The organism is Leptospira bouyouniensis, from assembly GCF_004769525.1.
Lineage (GTDB): Bacteria > Spirochaetota > Leptospiria > Leptospirales > Leptospiraceae > Leptospira_A > Leptospira_A bouyouniensis.
The window spans coordinates 591206-604043 of sequence record NZ_RQFT01000012.1; the positions used below are offsets into that span (position 1 = coordinate 591206).

Genomic DNA, 12838 nt, shown 5'->3' on the forward strand with positions numbered 1-12838 from the left:
CCAGTATGGGCAAAACAAAAAAAGACGATAAACCACGCGGAACTGATCCTTTAATCAATAAAAAGGCAAAGTTCAATTTCGAACTATTAGATTCGTTTGAGGCTGGTGTTGTTCTCACTGGATCGGAAGTGAAATCTCTAAGGGAAAAAAAAGGAAACCTGACCGATTGTTTTGCGAAAGTGAGAAACGGGGAAGTATTTTTAGAAAACTTTCAAATTCCTCCTTATAAAAACGGAGGTTATGCGAACCATCCTGAAATACGCCCTCGTAAACTCTTACTCAAAGCAAAAGAAATTGAAAAAATTGATCGTTCCATCAAAGAGAAGGGGCTTGTGCTTGTTGCCACTCGTTGTTTCTTTAAGAACAATCGTTTGGTGAAGATAGATGTCGCTTTAGCCAAACCTAAGAAATTATACGACAAACGAGATGATATCCAAAAGAAGGAAGCCAAAATCGATATGGAAAGAGCCATGAAGGAACACTTACGCAAATGAAGGGACTTCCAGTGGTCACCATTGTTGGTAGACAAAATGTCGGTAAATCTACATTATTTAATGCCATTCTCCGGGCACAAAGTGCCATCACAGAAAACACAGCGGGAGTCACCCGGGATGTGTTACAAAAAACAGTAGAACGAGCTGAGTTCAAAATTCCGTTCACTTTGTCCGACACTCCAGGTCTTGATATTGAGAACATCGACGAAATTTCAAAGGAAATCATTGAGATAGCTTTTGAACACCTTCGTCATTCAGACCTCATCTTACATGTAATTGATCATAAAGACTTACGAAAGTATGATCACAAACTCATCGATCTTTTCAAAAAGGATGAAATCTTAAAAGAAAAAAATGTCCTCACTCTCATCAACAAAGTGGATACAGAACAAGATGAGTATGATTTAGAACCTTTTTACAAACTAGGGTTAAACGAACTCCTTCCCATCTCGGCTCTTGGCCGTCGGAACTTTGACCTCCTCTACCAAAAAATTAATTTTTTCCTTCCAGATAAAATCAAAACCCAAGAGGATCCGTATTGCAAAATAGCGATTATCGGAAAACCTAATGCTGGTAAGTCGTCACTTCTCAATACCTTTCTTGGCTACAAACGAGCAGTGGTGAGTGATGTGCCTGGAACGACTAGAGATTCCGTATCGGATCAGTTTTACTTCCAAAACCATAAATTGGAAATCATTGATACTGCGGGGATCCGGAGGAAATCGAAAACGGGTGAAAGTTTAGAATTCTACTCTTACAAACGAACCCTCCATAGTTTGGGTGAAGCCGATGTCGTGGTTCTCCTCGTGGACGCCATGAAAGGATTGGGTGAATTTGACAAAAAAATCTTTGGTGAAATCCAAGAACTTGGAAAACCCATGATCGTTGCGGTGAACAAATGGGACCTAGTTCCCGAAAAAGAATCCAATTCATGGAAAGTTTACAAAGACCGCATGGAAGCAAAACTCTCCATCCTAAAAGAGCGACCCCTGCTTTCACTTTCGGCAAAAGAGAAACTCCGCACCCATAAACTTCTGGAATCTGTGGTTTCCCTCTTTGAAAAGTCCCAAAAAAAGCTAACGACTCGCCAATTAAATGACTGGTTAAGCAAGTGGGGGGGAAAAAATAAGGTACAGAAGGCATCGAACCGACCTCCGAAGGTGTATTACGCCACCCAGGTCTCTCAGATCCCTTTTAAAATATTGTTCTTCGTGAACGACACAAAACTCTTTCCCTCAAATATTTTGAGTTTCTACCGAAAGAGTATAGTAAAGGAATTTGGACTGGACGGCCTTGCTGTTGAGATCGAACTCCGGAACCGAAACGAAGGAAAGGAGGGCAGGGAATGATTCTTGCCGCAGTCCTATTCAGCTACCTTTTTGGTGGCATTCCGGTGGGGTATATCCTTGCCAAACAAGTGCGTGGGATTGATGTCCGCGAATACGGTAGCCGTAATATCGGTGCCACAAACGTGGGCCGTGTGATTGGTTGGAAATATGGATTTTTAGCCCTTCTCCTTGATGCACTAAAAGGTGCTATCCCTGTGATCTCTGCCTCCTACATTGATTCTCCTTATACACTTACCACAACAGAAATTTTGCTTGGTTCGGTTGCCATCCTTGGGCATACCTTTACACCGTTTCTCCAATTCAAAGGGGGGAAGGGTGTGGCGACTGCTCTCGGAGTATACATGACCCTTGTGCCAATTGTGACTGTTTGTGCCATTGTGATCTTTTTTATCGTGTATAAGATTTCTGGATTTGTTTCCCTTGGGTCCATCCTTGCGACTTTATCTATGCCACTATGGTACTTTGGATCTTCGAAAGTTTTACCAAGTACTGAATACCAACCTGTCATCTTTTTTGTGTTAGTTGCTACTTTTTTTCTCATCACCTATTCGCATAGGGAGAACATCAAACGTCTCGTTTCAGGAAAAGAACTAAGAGCTTCTGAAGATGCAAAATGAAAGGGAATCCACACTTACGCAGAAAGAAAAACTCTTTCTCATCACCAAGTTTGTAGAAGACCATCCCGAAGCCGAAATCCAAGATTTTTATAAATGGTTATACTATGGTGAGTTTGGAATGGAAGAATCCACTCTCATCATGACAGGGAAACTGTCTATCCCTGAACTCCATTTAGTTCTTGGGGAAATCAAAAAAGAAGAAGAACAAAACATCGAATCTGAATTTGTTTGGGAACCTGTGGGCCTTGCTGCGAGGTATGTCAAAGTGTATCTCACGAAATATTCACATATGGACTGCCCAGTGAAACGGATTGTGAATTTACTGGAACGTTCTCCAGCATTTCGCGGAGCAAGGATGAGTTTCAAACTGGATTGGAACTTATTAAAAGAAACTGTTTTGGAACTGAGACCAGAGTTGACTCGCCGCGATTTTATCAATTTTGAAGAAAGGATTAATTTCCACCAATTACCTGCTCTACCACATACAGACGGTTATGTGGAAAAAAATCCCTTCGCATACAGAGTTGTATCACAAAAATTATTTTTTGATTATTTTCCTGAATTTGAAGACAATACTGTGTTTCACCCTTTTTCAGGGAATGCATCCATCATTGGATAAAGGCTACGTTTTAAATAACGGATTTCTTTTCGGATAGATTGAAACATAATTTGGTTTTTTCGTTTTGTATCTAAGTCCTTATGGCGTAATAAATAAATTTCGGTTTTTCGGACGAGCCTTCGTAAATACGATTCACTTTGCATCCAAAGCCAAATCTCAGATTCTTGGAAAGATGGGGAACTTGAATTCGATTCATTGATTCCATCCAAATTCACTTCAAATTCTTTTAGCTTTGATTCCATAAAATCTAAATCTGTTTTGATTTTATAGAATAACCTTTCGCTCCCATTTTGGATGAGTGCGTCTACTTTATCAGTTGTCTTTTTTTCTTTTTTTGGATTGTTTATGTTTGAGATTTTTTCAGACCAAATGGATAACTCTCGCCATGGGTAGTTGTGGTTTGGGACTGAGTTTAATTTCTCTTTGGCGGCAGCCGGTGTTAGGGAAGGGATACCATTGATTTCTGCTCCATCCTCGTTCACATTCCAAAGAGTCATTTCTTTCACACTCGTCGCTGACTCTTCAAACCAGTGCCTGTATAAATCGAGTACATAGTCGGTTAACACTGTTTTGCCACTTGCAGATGGAACAAACCGAGTTTCCCGTTTGCGAATGATCACTTCATTTGTACGTTCGAGGCTATTTTTTCGGTTCACTTGGGTTAGCCATTTTTCATTGTGATGGGTCCCTGTGGAATGAATCTCCCTCCCTGAATAGGCTAAGTCTTGGCCAAGAAAATAAATCGTTCCAAAACCCATAAACCGTAACATATCAAAGGCAGTGGTTGCCACAGATCCACCAGATTGGATGTCACCAATATCAGCAAATACTTGTTCGGCGAGTTCTCCTCCAGCAGTCACTTCCCGAACTAGTGAGCCTTCTGCATCCACTTGGTATTTGGCCGTGACCGAGTGCACAACAGTTTGGAACATTGGTTCACGCAGAAGTGTGGGGGAGCTAACAAGGTCTGCAAAGAGTGGGATTTTTTCCAATGACTCACCCATAAAATGGAAAAAGGAATTGGTTTGGGCATCTAAAGTCACCACACCATCCGCTCTGATCCCTGCTTTGATAAGAACTTTCAAAGAAGTATCACAGGAAAAAACAAATACCTTATCGCGAACATCCTGTAACCAAGAAAGGTTTTTACGTAAACTTGGACCAGCTGACACAAGAACGGCGGTAAGTCCTTGGAATTTGTCCCGTAACAGGGAAATGGGTTTCTTTACCGGTGGTTTTTTTTCCGCATGGACTAGGTTAAAAATACTATTTTTAATCCATAACCTTTCAAATTCAAACTTTGTGAGTAAATCACTCATCTTCGCTGAAAATACATTTTGTGTTTTTTCTTCTAATTCTTTGTAGATCGGGTTTCTATTTGTATCTGTAGGATTCCGTATGACCTTTAGTCCACTCACCCTTTCGATGGGAAGCGATTCTAAATAATTAAAAAATAAAGGATAAAACATTTCGCCACTAAAAAGATGGCGGCCAGGAACTTGTAAGACGGGTTTTAAAAATTGATCCCACATAACAGGAATTAGTGTTTCGTCTTCTCCGATGATGATTAGAATTTGTCCTGGAGCCAGTGCCTCACTTACTAGTGAAATTAAATGAGGATTACCTAAACCGAGTAGGATCACAACATCGGTTGGTTTTAATGAATACGAATCGACAAGTCGAGTAGCCTGTGTTAGTGGAGAGAAGGAGGAGGAGAGAGGATTCCCATCTAATGAGACATAATATTCCCCAGTTTTCTTTGCCGGTAACAGTTCCCATCGATATTCCGATTGGAAGTTTTTGAAATAATTTTGTAAGTAGGGCTTCCGTTCAAAAATTTCACTGGAAATCGGATCGATCATTTGGGACATAATACTATCTAAGGTTTTTTCTTATGTCTCTCAGGAGGTGTCAACTGGGAAACAGGGAAATCAAACGGCAAAACAGATATGCATTTAAAAAGCCTAAACATTGTTGGATTCAAAACATTTGCAGATGAGACCGAGATCAATTTTGATCCAGGATTTACCGCAGTCGTCGGACCTAATGGTTCCGGAAAATCAAATATTGTCGATTCCGTAAAATGGGTTTTTGGTGAAAAAAGTGCCAAGGGACTCCGTGGGGAAAAGATGGACGATGTCATTTTCCATGGAACAGAGAGTAGGCGAGCTGCTGGATTTTCGGAAGTATCCATTTTATTTGATAATGATGACCGTTTTTTCAATATTGATTACCCTTCAGTTAAAATCACTCGTAGGCTTTACCCTGATGGCGAAAATGAATATTACTTAAATGATATCCGCACCACAAGAAAGGACATCGAAAAAACCTTACTCGATACAGGGATTGGTAAATCCAGTTATAGCATTTTGGAACAAGGACGAGTGGACCAAATCCTTAATTCCAAACCTGAAGAAAGAAGAGCCATCTTTGAAGAAGCAGCCGGTGTCAGTCGATTCAAACTCGACCGCAAAGAAGCCACAAAAAAACTAGAAGATACAAACCAAAACCTACTCCGTATCCATGACATCATGAGTTCCATGCAAAAGGATTTGGAAGTCAAAGAAAAACAATCCGAAAAAGCAGAACAGTATTTTAAACTCAAATCTGATTTAGATGAATCGGATAAAAACTTACGTTACCTTAAGTTAAGAGATTTTAAACGTAGGATGAAAAAATCGGATGAAGAACTACTCGAGATCCGAGAAAAAAACAAATCCATTTTATCTCTTATCCAAAACGAAACCAACTTGATTTCCGAAAAGGAAACGACTAAGGAAGCAAAAGAAAGAGAGATTGCAGAGATTGATAAAAAACTATTTGATCATCTTTCCAAAAGCCAAATCCAAAAAGAAAAAATTGCCAAAAACAAAACCTTTATCCAGGAATATGAGTTACGCATTGGAGAAATCCTTTCTTCCTTAGAATTGGAAAACCAGGCCACAATCAAACTCGAAGTAGAAAAAAAAGCAATCGAACTTGAAAACGAACGCCAAAGGGAAATCCAAACCACCCTCCAAGACGAAATCACAGAATTAGAATCCAAACGTGTTTCCTTGGAACTATCCATCAAAGAAGAAGAAAAATCCATTGAGGAAAAAGAAGTTCGCATCGGGGAAAATGAAAAACGCCATATCACCCTTCGCGAAAAACAAAAAACTGTCATTCTCGAACTCATCCAAGAGTTAGAGAATAAAAAAAGAGAATCCAAAGAAGGGGAAGAAATCCGAAACCAAAATAAAAATGAACTTGTTTCCCTGGCAGAAGGTTTCCAAACCAAGTTACAAACTGCACTTTCTCTATTAGAAAATTCCAAACTGATAGAAACAAAGGAATCGCTGAAAGAAATCCGAATGGATGTGTATTCCGAAAAACTCATCGCATTTTTGAAAAAGGAAGATGACTTCCGCAATTTACTCTTTGATAAAGATGGAATTTTATCTAAAAAAGAATCCATCGACCAAGAGATTGAGGACATCATCCTGGAAAACGAAAACCTAACTCGTGGGATTCGGGACAACCAAAGTAATATCATCCTTCACAGAAACCATTGGGAAGAGACTCGCAATCATATCGTTGAGTTAGAGAAAAAACTCCTCGAATCCAATTCTCGATTAGAAAACCAACAAAAAGACATTGTTGTTTTGGAAGAACGTATTGGTGAGATCCAATTGCGTATCAATGGAGCTAAAGAACAAGAAGCAGTCATTCGTGAGAAAAAAGAAACATTGGAAAAGGAAGTAGAGTTTCTTGAAAAAGAAATCGAAGAAGCTTACCAAGAATTCCTATCCATGAGTCGCATTTTGGAATCAGAAAAAGAAACCTTACAAACTTTGGTTGAAGAGATTTCCGGTATCAAATCGAATATTTCTAAAAACCAAGAGGTGTTCCAAAACCTTTTGCCTTTACTTTCAGAAAAAGAAAGAACCAGTTCCGCTCTAAAAGTACAAATAGATTCCCTTGTGGAAGAGTTGTATAATGATTATTCCTTAACGGATTCAGAACTCGAAACAGAACGTGGGGGATTAGAGCTCGACCAAAAAGCAGAAGAAAGACGATTACGGTCTGCAAAGTCAGAGATCCAACTCTTAGGTTCCATCAATCCACTTGCGATTGAAGAGTATCGTAACATCAAAGAAATTTACGAACACAACCAAAAACAAAAACAAGACATCGAAAGTTCCAAAAAGGATATCGAAGAAGTTTTAAAACGAATCAATGAAGAGTCAGAAAAACTTTTCCAAATGACCTTTGAAAAGATCAAAGAGAACTTCCAAGAGACGTTTTCTACCTTATTCAATGGGGGTCGTGCCACTCTAGAATTGACTGAAAAAGAAGACTCATTGAACTCGGGTGTAGAAATTATGGCGGAACCTCCAGGCAAACATGTTCAAAACTTACGTTTGTTATCTGGTGGGGAAAAGTCACTCACTGCGATTGCCCTGCTGTTTGCGATTTATATGGTGAAACCTAGTCCATTTTGTTTCTTAGATGAAATTGATGCAGCCCTTGATGAAGCAAACAAACTTCGGTTTTGTCAAATTTTGGACAGGTTCAAAGACAAAACCCAGTTTATTGTTGTTTCACACGCGCAGTCAACTATCTCGAGAGCCAATGCGATCTTTGGTGTCACAAACGAGGAGCCAGGGATATCGAAAATCCTTTCCTTACGACTCGATGAAGCAAAATCGTTCTCTAAACAGATTTCACAAAAGACTGGAACAGAAAATTAAGATTTAATCCGACAGAAGGTAAGGGTATCTTCTTTCGGAAACACTCCGCGTTAGTTTAGGTTAGACTCACAAGATTTTAACGGGTGGATTTGCGGTTATAGAAATTAAAAACCTAGGAGTGTGATCCCCTAGGTTTTCCCTATCAATTTGGTAACTTTTTTCTCTTAAACTAAATGTTTATTTATTTGCTTGCATCTCTTTCATGATGCAGCTAGAGAAAGCTTTGCATGTATCCCCAGCGGTAAGGCAACTTGCAATTTTGTTGTAGTATTTGGGACGATTACAATTAAACTCACAACCTCTACGGAGTGTTGATTTTTGTTCTTCTGTTGCATTCGGATTCACTTGGACCGAACAATTGTAAAACTTATCACAAGCTTCTTTACACTTTGGAAAATCGGCTGCTTGGATGGATCCAGTAAATAACACTAGAACCAACATTGAAAAGAAACGGTTTGTTTTTTTCATACCTTATCCTCTCGATCTTTGGTAGCGAAGACGGGAGTCGAACCCGTGACCTCAGGGTTATGAATCCTGTGCTCTAACCATCTGAGCTACCTCGCCCTAACCGTTAGATCGTTTGGTAGAACTAAAACTTTAGTTCTTTTGTCATTTTTTGAATGGTTGGGGAATGGTAAACAAAAAAAAGCCCCGACGGTTGCCGGGGCTTTTTCTCTTAGCAAGAGTAAGTAGTGAGGAATTCGTATGGGTGAGGGCGACCTTCCCATGGCCAAATTTCTGTTTCAAACTTATAGTGTTGGTAAGTTTGCAAAAAGTTTTCAGAGAAAACATCTCCTTGTTTGAAGATTGCTCTTTGAGCAAGCATCTCTTCCATTGCTTCACGGAGTGTGTGAGGCATTTGACGAATTCCTTTTTCACGGATTTCATCAAGAGAAAGCTCAAATAGATCTTCTTCACGAGCAGGACCTGGATCGATTTTTTCTGTAACTCCAGCCAAACCAGCCATCAGTAGAGAAGCGAACGCCAAATAAGGGTTAGCTGTTGAATCAGGAAATCTAAATTCTACACGTTTTGCTTTTTCACCATTTACGAAAGGAATACGGCAAGATGCAGAACGGTTTTGTGCAGAATAAGCTAAAATTGAAGGAGCTTCAAATCCTGGGATAAGTCGTTTGTAAGAGTTAGTCGATGCATTTGTAAACGCAGCACAAGCTCTTGCATATTTTAATACTCCACCTACATAATTGAAAGCAAAGTCAGACAATCCTTGGTATTTGTCTCCAGCAAAAAGGTTTTTTCCACCTTTCCAAAGAGAGATATGAACGTGCATACCGTTACCATTATCACCAAAAAGTGGTTTTGGCATAAAAGTAGCAGTTTTTCCGTGTTTGTGGGCAACCATCTTCACGATGTATTTTAATTTTTGAACATTGTCAGCCGCTTCAATGAGTGTTCCAAATTTAACGCCGATCTCACCTTGTGCTTGGGCAACTTCGTGGTGGACAACAAATGTTTCCATTCCGATGGATTCGAGAGTTTTCACAAACTCTGCGCGAAGGTCAACTTGGGAGTCAATTGGAGCTACAGGAAAGTAACCACCCTTTGTTCCAGGTCGGTGTCCTGAGTTAAAGTTGATTTTTCCAGTGTTATTTGTTCCTGGAATTTCGGAGTGAGTATTCCAGATCCCTTCGTTTGAATCCAATTCATAGTATTGGCAATTGATTTCATCGCGTACTTTTAAACTATCAAAAACGAAAAATTCATTTTCAGGACCAAAGTATGCAGTATCTGCAATGCCTGACTTGTTCATGAATTCTAATGCTTTTTTTGCAATGGATCTAGGGCATTTTTCATAGTATTGGTTTTTATAGATGTCCCAAACATCACAAAACATAACGAGTGTTTTGTCTGCAGTGAACGGATCTAAAAACGCCGTAGAAATTTCTGGATGTAATTGCATATCGGAAGCATTGATTGGCTGCCAACGAGCAATCGAAGATCCATCAAAAGGAATTCCTTTGAATGTATCTTCATTTACGGAATTCACATAATACGATACGTGGTGCCACATTCCTTTGATATCCGTAAATCGGAAGTCATAGAAAAGGACTCCATTTTTTTTGGCATACTCAACCACTTCCTTTCCGGAAGTAAATTTTGGGGTTGCGAACTGCATTTGATTCTCCTTCGTTCAGAGGTCGGTCTGATTGTTGTAATCTGTTATCTTTTTAAATGCAAGATTTATACCAAGGCATTTCGACCGAAATATAAGGGTTTCGTGGAGTTTCTAAGCAGATTGTTTTGAAACTAGTGCTTAATCACGAAACGTATTGCTGTTTAAAAAGGATAAATGCTTAAAACACATGCATATTACATGGTAGTTAAGCCTCCGCCATTCCGAAGTATTGTAAGAAATGGGCTTTGTTCGGTCAATGGAATCCGGATTTTTTTTGAGCAAAAACTAAAAATTTTCAAATTCCTAGCAATGTATGTTTTTTTTGTGGCATTCATCCCCACCCGAGAAACTGTAGAAGGGATGAGCTCTCGTAAACCTGACTTCGGTCACTACCAGCACTTGGAGAGTTTTATCCATTTGTCTAAGGATGCCATCTGGTGTTATGAATTGGATGTTCCCATGCCCATCTCTCTTTCCAAAGAAGAACAAATGGAATACATTTGGAATCACTCAGTCGTCAAAGAATGTAATTTGGCGATGGTCAAGTTATATGGCTTCCAAAATTTGGAAGACGTCAGCGGAAAGTTTGTAAAAGACATTGTTACGTTAGAAAGTGTATACCTCTTACGGAAATTCATCGAAAATTCCTACCTATTAGAAGATTTTGAATACAAACAACAGAATTCTATTCTTCCAAAAGTGTTTCTCCTAAATACTCATGGTCAGGTTGTTGACGGCCATCTGATTCGCATTTGGGGTCAACAAATTGAAATCTCAAATATCAGAGAGTCAGAGACAAAACTTTCTGGGTTACTCCAGTTTTCCCAAATTGTGACAGAGATCTCAAAAATGTTTGTCCATACGAAAGCAGAATTTGTATCAGATGCAATTCAGTTTGCGTTAGAAGAATTGGGAAAATACGCAAAAGCAGATAGGGTTTTTGTTGCTGAGATTTCTTCAGATAAACAATTTTTGTCAGTGAGTCATGAATGGTTGTTAGATGGAATTCCTTCATTATTTGAAGTCGGAACAAAACTTCCCATTGCCAAAATGAATCCCGAACGATTGGGAGTTCTTGCAGGAGATGGTCTGATTTATATACCCGACACAACTGCATTACATGATGAACCTTGGCACTTACAACTTTTCAAATCGGCAGAAGTTCGTTCCATTCTTGTGATTGGACTTCGAGATGAAGGGAATTTAATTGGAATTCTCGGTGTGACTACCTATCAAGATTTAGGTGATTGGACAGATGAAACTAAGCAAATGTTAGGTCTTGTCGCTGGTTTTGTTTCCCAAGGTTTAGTACGTGCCAAAAATGAAATCAAACTAATGAAAAAGGAAAAAATCTTACAAAGATTTTATTCCGATGTAAAAGAAGATATGGCGCTTGCTAAAATGACACAAGAAGCATGGGTCGCAAAAGATTTTGGTCAAATACCAAATCTAAGAATGGAATCTCGTTTTTTACCGTATGATGATATTGGTGGGGACTTGATTTTATATGAAAAACCAAAACCTAATTGTATTGATATATTTTTTGGCGATATCTCTGGTCACGGAATTTCATCGGCATTGGTTTCAGGGATTGCTGCGGTTTCATTTAAAAAACATTCATATTTAGAATCTTCTCCGGCTGCCATTTTGGAAGCTATGCATTTGGAATTAAAAACCATTATCTTCAAACACCATATTTCTGCTTGTGTGATGAGGATATTTCCTTTGGAACGTAGGATTGAATTTAGTTTTGCAGGCCACCCTCCCGTTGTGTTTTGGAATGAGAATGAACGGGTCATGAAATTTGTAAAAGATGAGATGTATCCGATTTTACTTCTTGAAGATTGGAAAGGAAAGAATATAGAAAAGACCTTTGCGCCTGGAGATCGTTTGTTATTATATTCCGATGGAATTTATGAATTGGAAGAAGAGGCTGGGGGTTACATTGGCCTCGATGTATTTTTACAAGAACTATCGGAAATGATTTCCGTTTCCGATGACACGGATAGTCTCGTCAAAAAGATGATCGCCAATTGTCTCGTCGAAAAAGATAGAATCATCCACGATGATATTGCAGTTTTGTTTTTAGAATTTTAATTCGAATTTGATTTGAGATCGCAGGTTTTCTAGTGACTACTGGGATTTTAATTTTGGCGGTCGATTAAATCAAGAGCTTTGGCATCTGCTTCTGGGTATTTTGCTAAGTATTCCGAAACAATCTTCTTTTTCCCATCCAAAAGGTCCAAATGGTTTTCAATGATATGGCCAAAATCTAATTTCCCTGTTACGATTTCATACCTTTCCGTTTCAATCGTTCCAAGGTCCAAATCCACAGGGACTTCATTGGCTTTGTCTGCATATTCTTTCGCTTTTTCCCAATAAGGAATGGCTTCTTTGTAAAAACTTTCTGCCACTCCAAAACTTTCCTTCAACTCATGGGCAAAGTCAAGGTTGTAAAAATACACATGCCGTTTGTCAAATTTGGAGGCAATTCGCATATATGAGCGCATGATTTGGATATTGATGTGCATAAACATCAGATTCCGATATTTATAGTATTCTTGTTCGGTTTTTGTCTCACATAACGCGTGCTTTGGATGACGGAATCGTTTGTTTAATGCAATTTTTAACCAGTAGATATTTTTACGAAGTTCATTATCATTGTAATGTTGTTTTAAATTGTATAATTCATAAAAATCTTCTAAGTATTTTGGTTCCCATTTGTGTAATTTGTAAGGAACCCAGTCCGAAAATTTGGTATAGGGACCATTTTTTTGATATTCATAATTGTAATCGATGTCCGTTTCCCAAGCTCCGAGGGAAAGGGAAAATAAGGCAAAGAAAAAATAGAGATAAATCGGAATGCCTTGTTTCATCTTTCCAAGTATC

Annotated in this window: 10 protein-coding genes and 1 tRNA gene; 6 read left to right on the top strand and 5 right to left on the bottom strand. The window is 38.9% G+C overall.

Annotated features, from left to right (window positions below; genetic code table 11):
* Positions 1-5 precede the first annotated feature (5 nt).
* From smpB to EHQ43_RS16935, 4 genes are read left to right on the top strand one after another with little or no spacing between them, the layout of a single operon-like run.
* Positions 6-494 carry an SsrA-binding protein SmpB gene (gene smpB / locus EHQ43_RS16920; RefSeq protein ID WP_002974168.1) on the top strand — a complete coding sequence of 163 codons (489 nt, stop codon included), beginning with the start codon at positions 6-8 and terminating at the stop codon, positions 492-494.
* The gene (der, locus tag EHQ43_RS16925) at positions 491-1843 is read left to right on the top strand and encodes a ribosome biogenesis GTPase Der (RefSeq protein WP_135771796.1); all 1353 of its coding nucleotides are present in this window, start codon (positions 491-493) and stop codon (positions 1841-1843) included. The genes smpB and der overlap by 4 nt, the downstream gene beginning before the upstream one ends.
* The gene (gene plsY / locus EHQ43_RS16930; RefSeq protein ID WP_135771797.1) at positions 1840-2460 is read left to right on the top strand and encodes a glycerol-3-phosphate 1-O-acyltransferase PlsY; all 621 of its coding nucleotides are present in this window, start codon (positions 1840-1842) and stop codon (positions 2458-2460) included. The genes der and plsY overlap by 4 nt, the downstream gene beginning before the upstream one ends.
* Positions 2450-3079 carry a hypothetical protein gene (locus EHQ43_RS16935; protein ID WP_135741723.1) on the top strand — a complete coding sequence of 210 codons (630 nt, stop codon included), beginning with the start codon at positions 2450-2452 and terminating at the stop codon, positions 3077-3079. The genes plsY and EHQ43_RS16935 overlap by 11 nt, the downstream gene beginning before the upstream one ends.
* Here the strand turns inward: EHQ43_RS16935 and EHQ43_RS16940 are convergent.
* The gene (locus tag EHQ43_RS16940; protein WP_135771798.1) at positions 3043-4950 is read right to left on the bottom strand and encodes a motility associated factor glycosyltransferase family protein; all 1908 of its coding nucleotides are present in this window, start codon (positions 4948-4950) and stop codon (positions 3043-3045) included. The two genes, EHQ43_RS16935 and EHQ43_RS16940, sit on opposite strands and share 37 nt — an antisense overlap.
* A gap of 78 nt (positions 4951-5028) precedes the next feature.
* Here EHQ43_RS16940 and EHQ43_RS16945 point away from each other — a divergent pair, with 78 nt between their 5' ends.
* Positions 5029-7812 carry a chromosome segregation SMC family protein gene (locus EHQ43_RS16945; RefSeq protein WP_135741725.1) on the top strand — a complete coding sequence of 928 codons (2784 nt, stop codon included), beginning with the start codon at positions 5029-5031 and terminating at the stop codon, positions 7810-7812.
* A gap of 177 nt (positions 7813-7989) precedes the next feature.
* On the opposite strand, the gene EHQ43_RS16950 is transcribed toward EHQ43_RS16945, so the two are convergent.
* The 3 genes from EHQ43_RS16950 to glnA form a co-directional block, all read right to left on the bottom strand.
* The gene (locus EHQ43_RS16950) at positions 7990-8280 is read right to left on the bottom strand and encodes a Cys-rich protein (RefSeq protein ID WP_135741726.1); all 291 of its coding nucleotides are present in this window, start codon (positions 8278-8280) and stop codon (positions 7990-7992) included.
* A 19-nt stretch (positions 8281-8299) separates the two neighbouring features.
* A tRNA-Met gene (locus EHQ43_RS16955) sits at positions 8300-8376 on the bottom strand.
* A 112-nt stretch (positions 8377-8488) separates the two neighbouring features.
* Positions 8489-9949, bottom strand: a complete 1461-nt coding sequence (glnA, locus tag EHQ43_RS16960; RefSeq protein WP_135741727.1) for a type I glutamate--ammonia ligase — start codon at positions 9947-9949, stop codon at positions 8489-8491.
* A gap of 360 nt (positions 9950-10309) precedes the next feature.
* Here glnA and EHQ43_RS16965 point away from each other — a divergent pair, with 360 nt between their 5' ends.
* Positions 10310-12046, top strand: coding sequence for a PP2C family protein-serine/threonine phosphatase (locus EHQ43_RS16965; RefSeq protein ID WP_135754917.1), 1737 nt, complete (start codon positions 10310-10312; stop codon positions 12044-12046).
* A gap of 47 nt (positions 12047-12093) precedes the next feature.
* On the opposite strand, the gene EHQ43_RS16970 is transcribed toward EHQ43_RS16965, so the two are convergent.
* Entirely contained in the window at positions 12094-12825 is a 732-nt protein-coding gene (locus EHQ43_RS16970; RefSeq protein WP_135741729.1) for a hypothetical protein, read from the bottom strand.
* Between the last annotated feature and the right edge of the window lie 13 nt (positions 12826-12838).